18 protein-coding genes are annotated in these 18,480 nt (G+C 48.0%); 8 read left to right on the plus strand and 10 right to left on the minus strand.

Features of this window, described 5'->3' with window-relative positions; translation table 11 throughout:
* Positions 1 to 54: 54 nt before the first annotated feature.
* Positions 55 to 702, minus strand: coding sequence for a biofilm master transcriptional regulator CsgD (gene csgD, locus LC084_RS04585; protein ID WP_226569750.1), 648 nt, complete (start codon positions 700 to 702; stop codon positions 55 to 57).
* 667 nt (positions 703 to 1,369) lie between these two features.
* Between csgD and LC084_RS04590 the strand changes: the two genes are divergently transcribed.
* Positions 1,370 to 1,900, plus strand: a complete 531-nt coding sequence (locus LC084_RS04590; protein ID WP_226569752.1) for an O-acetyl-ADP-ribose deacetylase — start codon at positions 1,370 to 1,372, stop codon at positions 1,898 to 1,900.
* 29 nt (positions 1,901 to 1,929) lie between these two features.
* Here LC084_RS04590 and mdoC read toward each other — a convergent pair whose 3' ends face one another.
* On the minus strand, positions 1,930 to 3,084 hold the full coding sequence (mdoC, locus tag LC084_RS04595; RefSeq protein WP_226569754.1) for a glucans biosynthesis protein MdoC: 1,155 nt from the start codon (positions 3,082 to 3,084) through the stop codon (positions 1,930 to 1,932).
* 271 nt (positions 3,085 to 3,355) lie between these two features.
* Here mdoC and mdoG point away from each other — a divergent pair, with 271 nt between their 5' ends.
* From mdoG to LC084_RS04610, 3 genes are all read left to right on the plus strand, one after another.
* Positions 3,356 to 4,891, plus strand: a complete 1,536-nt coding sequence (mdoG, locus tag LC084_RS04600; RefSeq protein ID WP_226571131.1) for a glucans biosynthesis protein MdoG — start codon at positions 3,356 to 3,358, stop codon at positions 4,889 to 4,891.
* 14 nt (positions 4,892 to 4,905) lie between these two features.
* A complete protein-coding gene (mdoH, locus tag LC084_RS04605; protein WP_226569756.1) occupies positions 4,906 to 7,419 on the plus strand; it encodes a glucans biosynthesis glucosyltransferase MdoH in 2,514 nt (837 codons plus the stop codon).
* 121 nt (positions 7,420 to 7,540) lie between these two features.
* Positions 7,541 to 7,768 (plus strand): YceK/YidQ family lipoprotein, encoded by a 228-nt coding sequence (locus LC084_RS04610; protein WP_226569757.1) that lies wholly within the window; start codon positions 7,541 to 7,543, stop codon positions 7,766 to 7,768.
* A gap of 55 nt (positions 7,769 to 7,823) precedes the next feature.
* On the opposite strand, the gene LC084_RS04615 is transcribed toward LC084_RS04610, so the two are convergent.
* On the minus strand, positions 7,824 to 8,228 hold the full coding sequence (locus LC084_RS04615; RefSeq protein WP_226569759.1) for a MysB family protein: 405 nt from the start codon (positions 8,226 to 8,228) through the stop codon (positions 7,824 to 7,826).
* A gap of 128 nt (positions 8,229 to 8,356) precedes the next feature.
* Positions 8,357 to 9,277, minus strand: coding sequence for a Kdo(2)-lipid IV(A) acyltransferase (locus LC084_RS04620; protein WP_226569761.1), 921 nt, complete (start codon positions 9,275 to 9,277; stop codon positions 8,357 to 8,359).
* 217 nt (positions 9,278 to 9,494) lie between these two features.
* Here LC084_RS04620 and trhO point away from each other — a divergent pair, with 217 nt between their 5' ends.
* Positions 9,495 to 10,544, plus strand: coding sequence for an oxygen-dependent tRNA uridine(34) hydroxylase TrhO (gene trhO / locus LC084_RS04625; RefSeq protein WP_226571132.1), 1,050 nt, complete (start codon positions 9,495 to 9,497; stop codon positions 10,542 to 10,544).
* A gap of 49 nt (positions 10,545 to 10,593) precedes the next feature.
* Here trhO and solA read toward each other — a convergent pair whose 3' ends face one another.
* The 6 genes from solA to mdtH form a co-directional block, all read right to left on the minus strand.
* The gene (gene solA / locus LC084_RS04630; protein ID WP_226569763.1) at positions 10,594 to 11,736 is read right to left on the minus strand and encodes an N-methyl-L-tryptophan oxidase; all 1,143 of its coding nucleotides are present in this window, start codon (positions 11,734 to 11,736) and stop codon (positions 10,594 to 10,596) included.
* Positions 11,737 to 11,874: 138 nt separating this feature from the next.
* Positions 11,875 to 12,129: a biofilm formation regulator BssS gene (gene bssS, locus LC084_RS04635; protein WP_036108130.1), complete on the minus strand. Its 255-nt coding sequence runs from the start codon at positions 12,127 to 12,129 to the stop codon at positions 11,875 to 11,877.
* Between the two features lie 270 nt (positions 12,130 to 12,399).
* Positions 12,400 to 12,645 (minus strand): DNA damage-inducible protein I, encoded by a 246-nt coding sequence (gene dinI, locus LC084_RS04640; RefSeq protein WP_226569765.1) that lies wholly within the window; start codon positions 12,643 to 12,645, stop codon positions 12,400 to 12,402.
* Positions 12,646 to 12,713: 68 nt separating this feature from the next.
* Positions 12,714 to 13,757, minus strand: coding sequence for a dihydroorotase (pyrC, locus tag LC084_RS04645; protein WP_226569767.1), 1,044 nt, complete (start codon positions 13,755 to 13,757; stop codon positions 12,714 to 12,716).
* A gap of 139 nt (positions 13,758 to 13,896) precedes the next feature.
* Complete coding sequence (locus LC084_RS04650; protein WP_226569769.1) at positions 13,897 to 14,454, minus strand: lipoprotein; 558 nt, start codon at positions 14,452 to 14,454, stop codon at positions 13,897 to 13,899.
* Between the two features lie 136 nt (positions 14,455 to 14,590).
* Positions 14,591 to 15,799: a multidrug efflux MFS transporter MdtH gene (mdtH, locus tag LC084_RS04655; RefSeq protein WP_226571133.1), complete on the minus strand. Its 1,209-nt coding sequence runs from the start codon at positions 15,797 to 15,799 to the stop codon at positions 14,591 to 14,593.
* Positions 15,800 to 16,055: 256 nt separating this feature from the next.
* On the opposite strand from mdtH, the gene rimJ reads away from it, so the two are divergent.
* Genes rimJ through LC084_RS04670 form a run of 3 tightly spaced genes read left to right on the plus strand, consistent with a single transcriptional unit; the run spans position 16,056 to position 18,218 of the window.
* Complete coding sequence (rimJ, locus tag LC084_RS04660; RefSeq protein ID WP_226569770.1) at positions 16,056 to 16,640, plus strand: ribosomal protein S5-alanine N-acetyltransferase; 585 nt, start codon at positions 16,056 to 16,058, stop codon at positions 16,638 to 16,640.
* Positions 16,641 to 16,651: 11 nt separating this feature from the next.
* Positions 16,652 to 17,290 (plus strand): DUF480 domain-containing protein, encoded by a 639-nt coding sequence (locus tag LC084_RS04665; RefSeq protein WP_226569772.1) that lies wholly within the window; start codon positions 16,652 to 16,654, stop codon positions 17,288 to 17,290.
* A gap of 1 nt (position 17,291) precedes the next feature.
* Positions 17,292 to 18,218 carry a Gfo/Idh/MocA family protein gene (locus LC084_RS04670; RefSeq protein WP_226569774.1) on the plus strand — a complete coding sequence of 309 codons (927 nt, stop codon included), beginning with the start codon at positions 17,292 to 17,294 and terminating at the stop codon, positions 18,216 to 18,218.
* The last annotated feature ends 262 nt before the right edge of the window (positions 18,219 to 18,480 follow it).

The following is an 18,480-nucleotide window of genomic DNA, read 5'->3' on the forward strand; positions in this document are numbered from 1 at the left end:
CCTGTCGATTTATACAAAATTATTGATGTAAAAAACCGGCTTTATGCCGGTTTTTTACATCATATGGTTATTTGCCCAGGACACAGCCTGAGTTCGATTTTTTACTGAAATTTTACGGAACAGGTTATACAAGTGGGTCTTCACTGTATTTTCACTGATAAACAACGAGCGGGCGATTTCATTGTTAGAGGCACCGATACGCAGTTTATTAAGGATCTCTTTTTCACGCTGTGTCAGGGTGGAGGATTCATAGATATAAGGTTCTGAACGCGGAGAGGACTTCATCCAGTGGCTGGCAATCTGGCTTGAAAAGTCGTGTTCGCCACGCAAAATACTGCCAATACCTTCCAGTACGCTCTTTTCACTCTCACTGACAAAAAATACGCCCGCAATACGCTGCCAGTTACTGACATTATGCTCCGGCTGTGTGTTCGGCATATTGATGAGTAAAACCTGGCTGTTTGTTGAAGTATGGCTGAGTACCTCTTGCCAATAATGAATATAGTTACGTTCAGCAAATGCCATATCAAACAGGATAAGCGTATTGCCCGGAACCGCTTCCAGAGGCTGCTGGATGTTATGAATATGGCCATCCAGGTCGAGTTCTGTGCGCAGATACTGGAACAGGGCCGTGGAAAGCAATGACGGCCGTGTTATTAACAACAATGTTTGGGTATGTAAGCGATGGAATTCATGATACATGATGTAACTCCACGGGTTTATGGCACCTGCAATAGAACATATTCACAATTACGGTAAACCTTTTTCAACTGACAGGTGACGTGCTGCTGTGTGACGTTAATACCCTATCCATCCATTGAGGGCCCGAAATCAAAATGGCAATTAAAAGCTATTGTTTAAATCTATTCAGTTAGCTTGTTCAGGCAAACCTTTTGGCTGTAACATTTAGTAAAAATAGATTTAAAAATGTTTCATAGTGGTTTGTTGAATGAATAAAATCGAATTTATCTGAAAATAAAAAACTACTATATTTGGTGGGGTGTGTTTATTTAAGTTATTGATTTTTCTTCTATAAATATATTCAGTTTATGCTTTTTATCGAAAGGGAATAGTGCTTAATAAGTCAGTTTTCTTTTTTATAGTTTTCTTAAGATAAAACTGTAGTGGTGACATGATTTTATTTAGGTAATCGCAATGTTAATACTTGGCTTAAATCTGAAACAAGAGGTTGTATCAGTGAATTTCGTTGGATAAAAGACATGCCTGCTGGAACGGCATGGGCACCATTGAGACAAAACTGGGAGGCAGTAAGCAGTTTATGGTGAGCGGCCTGGCTACCCTTAAAAGATAGCCCATTGGGACTCACCGTTGGACAGGTGTTTTGTTCTGCCGTAGGGGAGGAATGTTTATGTCTCGTATTTCGGTTATTTCTGGTGATATCACCTCACTTGATGTCGATGTTATTGTCAACGCGGCTAATGCGCAGCTGCAAGGCGGCGGAGGGGTTGATGGGGCAATTCACCACGCAGCAGGTCCTGAATTATTGGAGCAGTGTGCTGCTATTTACCGGCAGAATGGCGCCTGCCCAACAGGGCAGGCGGTTATCACTGGAGCAGGCGACCTCCCAGTTAAAGCAATTATCCACGCTGTTGGCCCGGTCTGGCATGGAGGTGACCGCGACGAAGCTGGGTTACTGGCTGATGCTTATCATAACAGCCTGCAGTTGGCTGCTTCTCATGGTTTCCAGCGTATTGCTTTTCCGGCAATCAGTACGGGTGTCTATGGTTATCCTAAACCGGCTGCTGCACAGATTGCGATGAGTACCGTGTGTGATTTCTTGCATAACCACTCTTTGCCACATCAGGTGGTTTTTTGTTGTTACGATCAGGAAACCCATGATTTGTACCAACACTTACTAATGAATTGTGATGTGGTCTGACAGGTGACTGCTGCCAGACCAAAAGGTGATTATTGTGTGGCTTTAGTCTGCGTGCGCTGAGGTTTGCCGGAAAACAGAAACCGCAGTAACGGAATGCGCAAATGAACTTCATACAAAAGGATGGCAATACCCATTACAAACACCATACCGGTAAGAAAACCCAGCGTGTTGGATGCAATATGAGGCATGATAAAACCACCGAAAATAAGTGTCAGTGGGTGGTGTACCAGGTAGATAAACAATGACGCATTAACGAAATAGGTTACACGTGGTGAGTGGCTGTTAAGCAACGTGTGCCCGAAAGAAAAGACGACATTGACCATCCAAATACCCAGCAGCATTGTTATCACGCTGTCGGTTTCATAAAGCCACTTATCACCACTGCCATAGTGCTGGTTAAGCATATAAGCGATAACACCAGCCAGAGCGCCAGCCCAGCATCCCTTGTGGGGGGTGATAAAACGGGCTTTCAATGCCGGGTACTTGAATGCCAGTGCACCCAGTAAGAAAAAAGGCAGGTAAAACAGGGTTTGCATAATGGTGAAATTAAACAACCCATCCGTAAGAATTTGTGGCGCAAAAATAAAAATTGCACGGCGAAAGGCGGCATAAACTAACCCCAGTAACAAAAAAATAACTGAGAGTTTTCCCAAAGTTAATCTTTGTGGGTCAGGAAAGAGCCACGGGAAACCGTTGCCGTTTTTTATTCTTTGAAACAAAACCAAACCTAAGGTCGTCAGAATAACCAAAACCAGCAAGAACCACAGATGAGAAGTTAGTTCCCAAACCAGCGTGTTATATTTCTGGTACAGCGTAAAGCTATTCCATGATTGGTTTTTACCACTTACATGCTGCAACAGAAAGAACTGGGGCAGAGTCAGGAGCGGAATAGACGCCAGCATAGGAATGGCAACGCGCTCAGTGCGTAAGACCCACCAGCGTTTCCGGTTGTAACGCAGGTAAAGCATGTAGGAAAAGTAGCCCGAAATAACGAAAAAAACCTGCATTCTGAATGCGTGGATGAAGTCATTAAAAATGGTCAACCACATTGATGGTGTGGCGCTGTTTATGTGCCACTGATGTGTGGAATAGATTAACGATATATGGAATGGAATACCTAATATCATTAACCATGCCCGGATAGAATCGAGAAAAAATTCCCGTTGCACAGGTGTATTACTCATAAAACTCCAACAATCTCAGACTTTTCACCTTATCCTTAAACGGTGAATTGTTTACAGTCCGGGCTAACTTACACGAACAGATAGGGGCTGTCTCCAGGATTAAAGGACGTATTGGGAGCAAACTTGTTGCCAGTTGTTTAATCCATGAGCCAGCGTGTTGAACCAGGAGGGGATTTGGTTGTCGGAAGCCTGAAGTATACTTTAGAATGGATCGGATTGATTTAAGCACACAAAGGGGGATGTGCTGGTTAATATGAAACATAAACTAGAAATGATGAAAATGCGTTGGGTTGGCGCGGCAGTATTAATGTCGCTTTATACCTCATCCGTGTGGGCGTTCTCCATCGATGATGTCGCAAAACAGGCAAAATCCCTTGCGGGCAGCAGCTACCAGGCGCCAAAGAGCAATCTGCCGTCTGTGTTCAAGGACATGAAATTTGCCGATTACCAGCAGATTCAGTTCAATCACGATAAAGCCTACTGGCATAACCTCAAAACCCCATTCAGACTCGAGTTCTACCATCAGGGTATGTATTTCGATACGCCAGTCAAAATTAATGAAGTGACGGCGACCAGTGTGCATCAAATCAAATACAACCCGGATTATTTTAATTTTGGTAATGTGAAGCACGACAAAGACAGTGTCAAAGACCTGGGCTTCGCAGGATTTAAAGTTCTCTATCCTATAAATAGCAAAGATAAAGAAGATGAAATCCTCAGTGTGCTGGGGGCCAGTTACTTCCGTGTGATTGGTGCAGGCCAGGTATACGGGCTTTCTGCCCGCGGTCTGGCAATTGATACAGCTTTACCTTCTGGGGAAGAGTTTCCGCGCTTTCGTGAATTCTGGATTGAGCGCCCCAAACCGGAAGAAAAACGCCTGACTATATACGCATTGCTGGATTCTCCACGTGCGACAGGTGCTTACCGTTTTGTTCTGTTCCCCGGCCGGGATACGGTGGTTGATGTGCAGTCTAAAATCTACCTGCGCGATAAAGTGGGTAAATTGGGCATTGCACCGCTGACCAGTATGTTCCTGTATGGGCCGCAACAACCTTCACCAACAATTAATTATCGCCCTGAAATTCATGATTCAGATGGCTTGTCCATTCACGCTGGTAATGGCGAGTGGATTTGGCGCCCGCTCAATAACCCGAAACATTTGGCGGTGAGCACCTATACCATGGAAAACCCACAAGGCTTTGGCTTGTTGCAGCGTGGCCGCCAGTTCTCTCGTTATGAGGACCTGGATGACCGCTATGACGAGCGCCCAAGTGCATGGGTAGAGCCGCAAGGAAACTGGGGTAAAGGGCATGTCGAGTTGGTGGAAATTCCAACCAATGATGAAACTAACGATAATATCGTAGCGTTCTGGACGCCTGACCAATTGCCAGATCCTGGCAAGGAAATGAATTTCAATTACAAGCTGACCTTCACTAAAGACGAAAGCAAACTTCATGACCCGGCGAATGCGTGGGTGACGCAAACACGTCGTTCTACCGGTGATGTGAAACAAACGAATCTTATTCGCCAGCCCGATGGCACTATCGCATTTATTGTCGATTTTGACGGGCCGCAGATGAAAACACTGCCGGATAATACACCAGTGGCCTCTCAGGCCAGTATTGGGGACAACGGAGAAATCGTTGAAAACAGCGTGCGTTATAACCCGGTTACCAAAGGCTGGCGTTTAACACTGCGCGTTAAAATTAAAGATCCGAAAAAGACCACAGAAATGCGGGCTGCCCTGGTCAATGGTGATCAGACATTAAGTGAAACCTGGAGTTACCAACTCCCTGCTAATGAATAAGCTGACTGTAAACTATGCCTGATTATATTGATAATCTGCCGTTGCCGGACACGCAGAAATCAGCTCTGAAGGGGCTGGAAATTAAAGCGATACACCAGGCTCTGGAGCCTCAGTCTGGAGCTTTTACAAGGGATGATGATTCGCCATTAAGTTCCGTGAAGTCTCGCCTGGCCTTTAACTGGCCGGGTGTTGTGAACAGTAGTGTCATGGTGAAAGATAAAGAAGGCCGGGACCAGTTGCAGGCGATGCCTGCAACTCACCGTTCTTCAATGGCGCCGGAACCCTGGCGCACCAACCCTATTGGGCGTGTTTGGGATCGTTTGCTGGGGCGTGAACGTTCTCCTCGCCATCACTCCTTGTCTAAAGAAGAGCAAAAAGCAGAGCAGAAGTGGCGTATGGTGGGAACCCTGCGCCGTTATATCCTCCTGTTACTCACCATCTCTCAGACTGTTGTGGCAACCTGGTATATGAAAACCATTTTGCCTTACCAGGGCTGGGCGATGATTAATCCTGCGGATATGGTCGGGCAGGATTTATGGGTTTCGTTTATGCAGATACTGCCTTATGTACTGCAAAGCGGCATTCTGATTTTGTTTGCTGTGTTGTTCTGCTGGGTTTCAGCGGGTTTCTGGACCGCGCTGATGGGCTTTTTACAACTGCTTATTGGGCGGGATAAATACAGTATTTCTGCTTCGACGGTTGGCGATGAGCCGATTAACCCCGAGCACCGTACTGCGCTTATCATGCCTATCTGCAATGAAGATGTTAACCGGGTCTTTGCCGGGTTACGCGCTACCTGGGAGTCGGTAAAAGCAACGGGGCAACACGCACACTTTGATGTTTATATTCTGAGCGACAGCTACAACCCGGATATTTGCGTTGCCGAGCAGAAGGCCTGGATGGATTTGTTGGCCGAGGTTGGTGGAGAAGGGCAGATTTTTTACCGCCGCCGCCGGGTGAAACGTAAAAGTGGCAACATTGATGATTTTTGCCGCCGCTGGGGCAACCAGTACAGTTATATGGTTGTACTGGATGCTGACTCTGTGATGACTGGCGACTGTCTGACTGGCCTTGTGCGGTTAATGGAAGCAAATCCTAACGCCGGTATTATTCAGTCTGCGCCACGTGCATCTGGCATGGATACGTTGTATGCCCGTTGCCAGCAGTTTGCGACACGGGTCTATGGGCCGCTGTTTACTGCGGGTTTGCACTTCTGGCAGTTGGGTGAATCCCATTACTGGGGCCATAACGCTATTATTCGTGTCAAACCCTTTATCGAGCATTGTGCGCTGGCACCGTTACCAGGTGAAGGTTCCTTTGCTGGCTCTATTCTCTCGCATGATTTTGTTGAAGCAGCGTTAATGCGCCGTGCAGGGTGGGGTGTATGGATAGCCTACGATTTACCGGGCTCCTATGAAGAGCTACCGCCGAACCTGCTGGATGAACTGAAACGCGATCGTCGGTGGTGCCACGGCAACCTGATGAACTTCCGTTTGTTCCTGGTTAAAGGTATGCACCCGGTTCACCGCGCTGTCTTCCTGACTGGGGTGATGTCTTACCTGTCCGCGCCGTTATGGTTTATGTTTCTGGCGTTGTCCACCGCTTTGCAGGTTGTACATGCCCTGACGGAACCGCAATACTTCCTGCAACCACGGCAGTTGTTCCCCGTGTGGCCGCAGTGGCGTCCGGAATTGGCCATTGCATTGTTTGCGTCAACGATGGTGCTCTTGTTCCTGCCTAAACTGCTGAGCGTATTGCTGATTTGGTGTAAAGGTTCCAAAGAGTTTGGCGGGGCGTTTCGCCTGTTGATCTCGCTGATTCTGGAAGTGCTTTTCTCTGTGCTTCTGGCTCCGGTTCGTATGTTGTTCCATACCGTGTTTGTGGTCAGTGCCTTTTTGGGCTGGGAAGTGGTGTGGAATTCCCCGCAGCGTGACGATGACTCCACGCCCTGGGGAGAAGCTTTCATGCGCCATGGCTCTCAATTATTACTGGGCCTTGTTTGGGCGATTGGTATGGCGTGGCTGGATCTGCGTTTCCTGTTTTGGCTTGCGCCTATTGTGTTCTCGCTGATCCTCTCGCCGTTTGTTTCGGTGGTATCCAGCCGGGCAACTAACGGATTAAGAACCAAACGCTGGAAGCTCTTCTTGATTCCTGAGGAGTATTCACCTCCGCAAGTACTGGTGGATACAGAAAGGTATTTGAAAAGTAACCGTGAAAGTGAGTTGCTCAATGGCTTTATGTTGTCTGTTTTTCATCCAACATATAATGCACTGGCTACGGCAATGGCAACCGCCCGCCATGGTAAAAGTAATGTGTTGGAAATAGCACGTGACCGCCATGTTGAGCAGGCACTGAATGAAACGCCTGATAAACTTAACCGCGACCGCCGCCTGGTGTTACTCAGTGACCCGGTGACGATGGCAAGAATGCATTATCGCGTCTGGACTGCACCGGAAAAATACTCTTCCTGGGTAAATGCCTGGAAGCACATATCTGGGGATTCACAAGCCAGTCAGACACAGGCTTAGTTCAGTTTATTTAGCCGGCCTCGCGCCGGCTTTTTTCACTATGTTTAATTAAACGGCACACTATGTTTAATCAAACGACACATATGCATAACCAAACGAAATGATGATAAGGGCTGTAAATTTGCGAATTTTGGTTGTCTTGTCTATGGCCATGATATTGAGTGGTTGTGGCAGTATAATTAGCCGAACAGTTCCCGGGCAAGGGCACGGTAACCAGTATTATCCTGGCGTGCAATGGGACGTGAGAGATTCCTCATGGCGCTACCTGACGGTAATCGATTTGCCTTTTTCTCTTATTGCCGACACATTGCTATTGCCAGTTGATGCGCATCATGGGCCTTATGAGTGATACTTTCCGGTAAGTGTTGATTTTGCATGGTACTTACCGCAGGGCGGTGCGCCCGTTATTCCCGTTCATCCCACTCATCCATCGCTTCACTGCCTTCTTCATCATCATCTAAAGGTGACTCGTACTGGAATTCGCCTTCATCCCATTCGTGCAGCGTGTTTTCGTCAACCCACTCCTGCCGCAATTCTGTTTCGTCAAAATCACCATCGAACACGGCCTGCGCTGCGGGCCCGTACAGCACGGGAATATAGTCACCCTGTTCGTCGGCTTCATTTTCATCATCAAAAAAGCAGGCAACCCACATCTCTTCACCATCCTGAAGGATATATTTTTGAATATTAAGTTGCTGGATTTCGACATCATCTTCATTGAGGTCGGGGTGACTGGCAAAATACTCTTCACGGGCGGCATCAAGGGCTTCATCAAGCGTGGAGTAGTAGTTCAGTTCGCTGCCGGTCATACATAAACTCCTGTCACCATGTTGTCGGGGGTATCAGGAATTTATAGACAGCACTTTTAGGAGCGTCAACCAGATGTCGGTGAGAAATTAAAGTGAAACCTCTCAGTGTCAGGCTGAGAGGTGAATATTCAGTAACGGGAAGGTGTCCCTTCCGGGCGCGTTTTGAAACGGCGATGCAACCACATGTATTGATCCGGGGCGAGTAAAATACATTTTTCCACCACCTTATTCATCCAGGCGGCAGTTTGTTCAGCAGAGCCCAGTGGAATATCGAGTTCGGGTTCTAACACCAGCAATTCATAGCCTGTGCCGTTAGGTTTACGACGCGGAACAAAAGGCACAATACAGGCTTTAGACATCCTTGCCAGCATCCATGTGCCAGAGGTGGTTGCGGCTTGTTCGACTTCGAAAAAGGGAACGAATACGCTACTGCGCGGGCCGTAATCATGGTCGGGCGCATACCAGACAATTTCTCCACTTTTGAGTGCTTTCACCATGCCTTTAAAATCCTTCCGGTCAAGCATGGTTTTATTGGAGCGCATACGGCCCCATGTTTGCAGCCAGTCAATCAAGGGGTTGTCATTTGGGCGATACACACCAATACCTGGAGTTTGTATTCCAAAAATACGTGCGCCCAGTTCCAGTGTCAGAAAATGCACACCAATCAGCAAAATTCCTCGTTTCTCTGCGAGTAATTGCTTAACTTCTTCAACGCCAGAAATATCGAACCAGCGGGCAACACGCCAGTCGGGCCAGAACCAGGCCATTCCTGTTTCCATTAATCCCATACCGACAGATTCAAAATTTTTAACAATCAGTTCCTGACGCTCTGCGTTACTTTTGTGCGGAAAGCATAATTGCAGGTTACGTTGTGCAATACGGACTCTGTCTTTCATTACGTGCATCGCGACACGGCCCATGAAGCACCCGAGGCGATAAATTAGCGGATAGGGGAGCAATACCAGCACCCAGAGTAAACCAATACCAAGCCAGGTGAGCCAGTATTTGGGGTGAAGAAGTGAACGGGTGAATTGGGGTAAATGTGTCATGCAGCTCCCATCAGAAATAACTGATTTCCATAAGTCCTATTGTGGCATTCTTTGGGTAATGCCCAAAATATCTCAATACAGAACGGTTGTTTTAACACCAGTTATGCCACTAGTGCATAATTATAGCTGTGAAATGTAGCGTATTTTGTATGGATGTTATTTAGCGTAGATTGCTATATCATGCCCGGCTATTTTCCCCAGGAGCAGAATGAACACCATGCCAGTGTTACATAACCGTGTTTCTAATGAGGAACTGAAAGCCCGCATGTTGGCGGAAACAGAACCTCGCAAAACCCTATCATTTTATAAATATTTCGCCATTGAAGACCCAAATGCCACTCGCGATGCCTTGTACCAGGCGTTCAGCCAACTTGCAGTATTTGGCCGCGTTTACCTGGCACCAGAAGGGATTAATGCGCAAATCAGTGTGCCCGAGAGCAATGTAGAAGCTTTTCGTGAGCAGTTATATCGTTTCCATCCTGCCCTTGATGGTTTGCGTCTGAATATTGCTCTTGATGACGATGGCCGTTCATTTTGGGTTCTGCGCATGAAAGTTCGCCAACGTATTGTGGCCGATGGTATTGATGACCCTGCATTTGACCCCAGTGATGTGGGTGATTACCTGAAAGCTGAACAGGTCAATCAGATGCTCGATGACCCGGATACCGTTTTTATAGATATGCGTAACCACTACGAATATGAGGTGGGGCATTTCGAGGGTGCGCTGGAAATTCCGGCAGATACTTTTCGTGAGCAGTTGCCCAAAGCGGCTGAGATGATGGCGCCTTACAAAGATAAAAATATTGTCATGTACTGCACTGGTGGGATCCGCTGTGAGAAAGCCAGTGCGTGGATGAAGTACCAGGGATTTACCCGGGTTTCTCATGTGGAGGGCGGCATTATTGAATATGTGCGCAAAGCAAGAGAACAGGGGCTTCCTGTGCGGTTTATTGGTAAGAACTTTGTATTTGATGCCCGTATGGGGGAACGAATTTCACCGGATGTGATTGCACATTGCCATCAGTGTGGGGCTGTTTGCGACAGCCACACTAACTGTAAAAACGAAGGCTGCCATTTGCTGTTTATTCAGTGCCCGGCTTGCGCTGAAAAATATGATGGTTGCTGTAGTGAACAATGCCAGCAAGAGATGAAGTTGCCTGAGGCTGAGCAGCGTCAGCGAAGGGCCGGGCGCGAAAATGCTGCCCGCATCTTTAATAAATCCCGCCAGCGTCTGAAGCTCACACTGAATAACCAGGAAGATGAATAACGGACCCCGGCACAGCCTGAAACAGGTTGTGCCGGGAAAACAGAGTGCGTTATTTATCTTGCGCTGCAAACCTGCTCAGGCTGAAGGGATTTAAATCAAATGGGCTGTTTTTCCCCTGAGCAAACAGGCTGGCAATTTCACCCAGCACGGGAGCAAATTTGAAGCCATGGCCGCTAAGCCCGGTGATTACCATGACATTCGGGTTTTCGGGCAGTGTATCAATGATAAAGTCTTCATCGGGAGAGTTGTCGTAAGTGCAGGATGCACCATACAGGCATCCACCAATACCGGGCAGGAACTGGCGTAAGAAGGCAAAACACTCTGAGCCATCACCTGACTCAGCGCCGAAGGGAGTACGCTCTTCAGGTGTGTTGATTGGCTGCCCGCCATTATGTTTACCAATCTTTAATGCATTGTCGTTGGCTGGGAAACCATAAAACTGGTTACCGTCAGGCAGTTCGCCAGTAAATGCGGGAAAGCCGTTATCGGCACTGTAGCGCCCATCAGCCTGGAACCAGCCAAATACTTTACGTACCGGGCTGACTGGCAAAGAGGGAAGTAATTGGGTTACCCAGGTTCCCGCACTGACCAGCAGACGGCCTGCTGTAAAACTGCCGTCAGCGGTATCTACCTGAATGTTACCGTGCTGGTAATGTATGGCACTGACTGCACAGTTAAACAATTGTGCACAACCCGCTTCCCTGGCGAGTTTAATCCAGGTTGCTACGGCATTTTCACTTTTCAGTACACCGGCATTGGGTTCAAACAATGCTTCATAGTCATCGGGGATTTGCAGGGCAGGCCAGCGCTCAATGATGCTTGCCGCTGTCATGGTCTCTAAGGGAATGGACCACTGTTGCGCACTGTGGCGCATGTTGGCTAAAAATTCTGAGCCCTGGGGGCCAACATTAATCACGCCAGTACGCTGGAAGAGAGGCAGTTCTGTGTGCTGTTGCAGGGCATCCCATAAGGTTTGTGCGCGCAGTACCAGTGGTACATATTTCTCGCCTTCACCATAAGCATGGCGAATAAGGCGGGTGTCTCCGTGATGGCTACCTTGTTCATGAGGGGGAATGGCACTGTCAATCATTAAAACGGACAGGCCAGCCAGGCGGGCATAACAACCTGCAGCTGAACCAACAGAACCGCTGCCAACAACGATGAAATCGTAGTGGGTCACAAAAGTCTCCAAAATTAATACCCCTGCTGAAACAGGTGATAATGACAGAGTCGATATATAGCAGGGTAATTAACAATCGCGGGACAAACAACCCAGAAAATATGAAAAAGGCATCACAATGGATGCCTTTTGTTTACAGTTAACAACCGATTAATGCTTACGGTAATCGTTTTCCTGGTAATCATTTGATTCAATTTTTGCAATACCGGCTTCGAGAATGGAAATAAATTGCCGGGCGACATCTGTCGTTAGCCATAAGGTCTGACCAACTTCAGTTTCTTCTGGATCTTGATGATTTGCCGTCAGATAGTGTAAGCGCAACATAAGCGCATCGTAACTGTCTACGGTACTGATATCCCACCCTACGAGGGGATGAGTCTGGATCACATCGTTATTTTTTTCCATCATAACCCCCTTATACGTAACTACGGCGACGACGTTCGAGGTTTAATGCATGTTTATATGTGAAGCAGAAGTAAGTATATCAATAAATAAATATTGATGGGAGTGATAAACTAAGAACTAAACTTTTTTTACAATAATTTAGCGTTGTAGCACAATTAAGCATCAATTATCTCGGAGAAAACTGATTACTGCCGATAATAGCTCAGATAAAGACGAAAAAAGCCGGACGGCGTGCCCGGCAAAAATACCAAAAATGGAAAATGAGTAGTGTTATTCTCCGCAGAACCAGTCATCTGCGCTTTCCCAGGTTTCCTGCAAAATCTCGCTGATGCGCTCTTTGTCTTCCTTTGCACCACCAAAGACAGAAAGCTGATTGGCACCAGCATACCGCACAGAAACACTTCCTGGTTGCTCAGGAAACTGTGCTTCAATACGGCGGGATAATTCATTGGTCAGTGCTTCAATAGCACCGGGTGGCAGTGGCGAGCTTTTCGCCAGAGTAATTTCAATACGCATAACAAACCCCCCCTGTAAATATACTGTTTATATATACAGTAATACTTGTTGGGGGGCAAGTCAATTAATCAGGGCTTAATACTCCAGTTAAGTACTTCCCCGGCAAGGAACGGTACCAGTGTATCGCTTTCAAGCGAAATTTCTTCCGGCATGACTTCTTCACGGCGCACCAGTGTCAGCTGGTCTTCATTTTCCGGCAGGCCATAAAAGCGCGGCCCGTTCAGTGAACAAAATGCCTCGAAGTGCTGCATTGCATTCATTTCTTCAAATACAGTGGCATAAATAGCCAGTGCAGAAGGGGCATTAAAACAACCAGCGCAACCACAACTTGCTTCTTTACGGTGTTTGCCATGAGGTGCAGAGTCTGTGCCTAAAAATACCCGGTCACAGCCGCTGGCAACTAACTCGCGCAGCGCAACCTGATGCACATTACGCTTCAGTATTGGCAGGCAATAGAAATGAGGGCGAACACCGCCAACCAACATATGATTGCGGTTGAACATTAAATGCTGAGGCGTGATGGTGGCGGCTAATAATGAATTGCCATCGCGTACATACTGGGCAGCTTCTTTTGTGGTGATATGTTCAAACACCACACGCAGTGCCGGGAAACGCTGGCGCAGTGGCTCCATTACCGTCTCAATGAAGCGGGCTTCTCTGTCAAAAATATCAATGTCTGCATGGGTTACTTCGCCATGTACCAGTAACGGCATCCCAATTTTTTCCATACGGGCAAGAACTGGGTTGATGGCATCAATACTGCTGACACCGTGGCTGGAGTTGGTAGTGGCATTGGCCGGATACAGTTTCGCTGCGGTGAATACACCCTGGACAAATCCCTTTTCCAATTCATTCGGGTCCAGGTTGTCTGTCAGGTAGCAGGTCATCAGTGGTTCAAACTGGTGGTCGTCGGGTACGGCATCAAGAATGCGCTGACGGTAAGCAATCGCTGCTTCCACTGTGGTAACTGGCGGCACCAGGTTAGGCATGACAATCGCACGGCGATAAACGGCGCTGGTATAAGGCACAACGGCGCGTAACATATCGCCATCACGCAAGTGGAGGTGCCAGTCATCTGGGCGGCGGATGGTTAATACCTGGGGTGTGGTCATGAGATGCTCCGGCATTGAAAAAGTCAGTCACGTATTAGTGGGCTTTAGCCGGGCACAAAGGATAAGCGGAAACGTTTACGTTTGCACCTTTTTCCGTATAAATTTACTTGCCCGCCGGTTGGGCGGGCAAGTGTGGGTATTAAAGCAAGGGAATAACAATTTCACCGGGTTTCACTTCAATACCTTTGGCATATTTCTTCGCCAGTTTTTCACCGTTACTGCGATCATCTTTCAGGACATATGCTGGGTGTTTTTCAAACCAGGCACGGAGTGAGTCATTGAGATACGGATTTAGCGTTTGCAATACGGTTTGCATTTTTTGTGGTTCAACATCTGTATCAGTGACTTCGAGATCTTTGAGGTAAATAGCACCTTGTTCTGCATCAAAAGAAGGTGTTGCCTTAAGCGTCAGTTTCATGAGCGCCTGTTGATTGCCGAAAATGGATGTCAGTTTGATATCTGCATCCCCAGTGAGCTTAACTTTGCCAGGCTCTTCGCGGCCAATTTGTGTTTTCAGGTTTGACAACACAATGTGCGCATCAGCCACGCCAGGCAGGCCGATGGTTTTGTTGTACTGGTCATGTTTCACCAGTGCCTGGTTAATTTCCTGCTCACTGATGGTGTACTGTGTTAGCTGGTTGCAGGCAACCAGAAATAAAGCGCAAAACGCCACCATACCTAACAACACTTTCTTCATGTATATCCTCGATTTTCTTCATGAGTCAGCTTGCTGACGCAGAGCATCAAATATTTTTGCCTTAAAGGCCAGAAGAATAACCTGAAATATCCGGGCAGACCATCGGCTGTAGCTGCCTGTAGGCGGTTGCAGAAAGCTATGGGTTTGGTGCCATTCCTTGCTCTGAAGATGCCGATGAGCTGAATTGCCACCATAACCCGGCAAAAGTGGCTATACCAATAAAGGCCAGAACCAGCCAGGGCAACGTCGGAAGGTGCAGCGCTTTGCCTGTATCCAACAGCCAGCCGCCACCGGCATAACCAAGTGCACCGCCAAAAGCCAGCCCTAACCGGCTGAACCCCATATAACTACCACGGGCTCGTGGGTCTGCCAGTGATGCACTTAAGGTTTCCCTTGCGGGTTCTGCAATAATTGAACCGAGATAAAACAGGCAGATAAGGAGTAATAGTTGGTGCAAATTCGCTACCAGTCCGATGGGTAACAGGCTGAGGCTCATGAGCAGCAGGCCAGCCATCAGACGCTGCTCAAGGCGAAAATGCTTTTCACTCCAGCGGGCGATGGGGTACAGAAGTGTCAGTGACAGGCAGGCCTCAATGGCGTACATCCATTTTACTGCGCCTGGGTTGCCCGCAATATCATTGACCATCACTGGCAGCATCAGCATCACCTGAACGCCCAACATGTAGTATCCGGTAAGTGTCAGAACATATGCCACAAAGCGGCGGTCCTTCATGACACGCTGCATGCCAGCACGCAACGGAGTCCGGGTGGTGGAAAGCTTATAACGGGGCAGCAAAAACGCATTACACCCTGCACACACAATAAAGAGTGCAGCGCCGGCCCAGCAAACCAGACGAAAATCATATTGCAGTAACCAGCTTCCTAACATCGCGCCAATTACAGCACCAGCGCTGTCTTGCATCATCAGAATAGAGAAAAAACGCCCCCGTTGTGTCGGGCGAATCAGTTTTACAACCAGTGCTGAGCGGGGCGGGTCAAACAATGTCCCGCCAAGGCCAGACAGCAGGCAGGATACCCACAATACCCAGGGTTCATGGGCGACTGCCATGGCAGCAAAACCGCCAGCACGCATCAGCATCCCAGTGACAATCATGGGGCGGGCACCGAAACGGTCGGCGAAAGCACCGCCGAAGATCCCTAAGCCTTGTTGAATCAGCTGGCGTAAACCCAGGCCAATGCCTACCAACAGTGCAGCCCAGCCGAGCTTGTCGACAAAATGAATTGAGATAAGTGGAAACACGACAAAAAAGCCAAGTACTACCAGCATATTGTCGAGAAGAAGGAATGCTTTACCCAGGTTCCTTGCCTGCCTGACGCGCACCATTTCCCCTCCAGGGGAATGAAAGATAAGAAAGTTATCATCGCTGATTTCACTGTTTTTGCCCAGAGACATGCAAATAAATTTTTATTGGCTGCGATAACTCTCATTTGTGAATAAAATCAAAAAAGTGCCTGGTTCTTTACAGGCAGCGTAGCGCGCTTTTTATTATGATGCTCTGCACTATACTCGTCATCAGTATGCGAGTGAGGTTAATGACAGGGGATTTTGGCACTGGAAGCCCTGAAACAGGAGTGGGGAGATGTTTGGCTATCGTAGCAATGTACCAAAGGTCAGGCTGACCACTGACCGGCTGGTTGTACGGCTGGTGTATGACAGAGATGCGTTTCGGTTAGCAGAGTATTATGCACAAAACCGTTTGTTCCTTAAGCCCTGGGAGCCTATACGCGATGAAAGCCATTGTTACCCATCAGGGTGGCAAGCAAGACTGAGTATGATCAATGAACTGCATAAACAAGGTGGGGCTTACTATTTCGCATTACTTGACCCAGATGAAAAAGAAATCTGTGGTGTCGCGAATTTCTCCAATGTAGTTCGTGGTGCCTTTCATGCTTGCTACCTGGGTTATTCGTTGGGGGAAAAGTGGCAAGGCCAGGGGTTGATGTATGAAGCATTGACCAGCGCGGTTCGTTACATGCAGCGCACACAGAACATTCACCGTATTATGGCGAATTACATGCCGCATAATAACCGCAGTGGTAACTTACTGGCGCGCCTGGGGTTTGAAAAAGAAGGTTATGCCAAAAATTATTTGCTAATAGATGGTCAATGGCAGGATCACGTTCTTACGGCCCTGACTACCCAAGACTGGACCCCTGGGCGCTAAAAGGAGTAGGTATGAAACATCAATTTTCCCCTGAAGAAGCACGTGTGATTGGCGTTTTGCTGGAAAAGCAAGTCACTACACCGGAACAGTATCCGTTATCACTCAACGCCATTGTCACTGGCGCTAATCAAAAAACTAACCGTGAGCCAGTGATGTCATTAACTGATGCTGACGTTCAGTCTGTAGTTGATGAGTTGGTGCGCCGCCATCATATCAGCCCGCAAAGTGGTTTTGGTAACAGGGTAACTAAATATGAACAGCGCTTCTGTAATTCAGAATTTGGGCAATTAAAACTATCTGGGGCTCAGGTAGCCTTGCTGACGACATTGTTACTGCGTGGCCCACAAACGCCCGGTGAATTACGCATGCGTGCTGCTCGTATGCATGATTTTGTCGACATGCAGGAAGTGGAGCAAACACTGGAAGCCCTGGCCTGCCGCGAAGATGGCCCAATGGTAGTGAAACTGCCTCGTGAACCGGGTAAACGCGAGAACCGTTACCAACATTTGTTTGGTGATGGAAGTGAGCCAGTTATTGCGCATGGCAGTGATGAGGGTGAAACGGCTCCAACTGGGCTTGCGCTGCGTGTTGCTGCTTTGGAAGAAGAACTGGCCGCATTAAAAACACGGCTTGAAGCGGCAGGATTATAAAATGGCCAGGCTGCGGGTTGGTATCGCTGGGTTGGGCAATATTGCTCAAAAAGCCTGGTTGCCAGTGCTGGCACATGAACAGGGGTGGGAAATAACCGGTGCCTGGTCTCCCAACCAGGAAAAAGCCCGGCATGTTTGTCAGGCCTGGCGTATTCCTTGTGTTTCCAGCCTGGGCGATGTACTCGCTGGCTGCGATGCGTTATTTGTGCATACGGCGACGCACAGCCATTATGATGTGGTGAGCACAGCACTGCGGGCTGGGGTGCATGTTTGTGTAGATAAACCACTGGCGGCTACGCTTGGTGACGCCGAAAAGTTGGTTGACCTGGCACGGAAAAAACAGTGTGTGCTGATGGTCGGTTTTAACCGGCGTTTTGCCCCGCATTACCAGGCTTTGAAGGCGCGAATCGCGGGTAGCCTGGCTTCTCTGCGTATGGAAAAACACCGAACTGATAGTGTTGGACCCCAGGATTTACATTTCACTCTGTTAGATGACTACCTGCATGTAGTGGATACTGCACTTTGGTTGTCTGGCAGCGAAGGCCGGGTAACAAGCGGGCGCATTCAAACCAGTGAACAAGGCGAAATGCTGTATGCTGAACACCATTTCTCCGTGCAACAGGCTCTGGTCACAACCAGTATGCACCGCCGGGCTGGTAGCCAGGCTGAAACTGTTCAGGCGGTGACTGACGGTGGTTTGTTATGGGTAAAAGAGATGCGTGAGTGGACTGAAGAGTGTGGGCAAGGGGTTGTGTCTGTCCCGGTTCCTGGCTGGCAATCAACACTTGAACAACGCGGATTTTATGGTTGTGTACAGCACTTTATCAGTTGTGTGGAAAACCAAACAGCACCTCAAACTTCTGGCGAACAGGCATTGTTGGCCCAGCGCATTGTAGAAAAGTTGTGGCGTGAAGCGATTAGTGAATAGTGGGTTGGTTATGTCCTGTAACGCTCTGTGGCTGGTTTTTTGGGTTTTTACTCAGGTAGACTAAGCGCCTTTGTGCCCATGATGTATCGGTTTTGTTGTGTTCATCTTACTGATAAGAAAAATGTTTCATGGGCCTTTGTGTGTTGGTAGTGAATAAAAATTGTGCGTAATTATTCTGTGATGGCATGCGCTGGTTTTTTCAATATCAGTGTTTGCCGTCAGTCTGGCGCCTGCTTTGCAGGCGTTGCTGTTTTTGTGGAAA

It is taken from the genome of Mangrovibacter yixingensis (assembly GCF_020523985.1).
Taxonomy (GTDB): domain Bacteria; phylum Pseudomonadota; class Gammaproteobacteria; order Enterobacterales; family Enterobacteriaceae; genus Mangrovibacter; species Mangrovibacter yixingensis.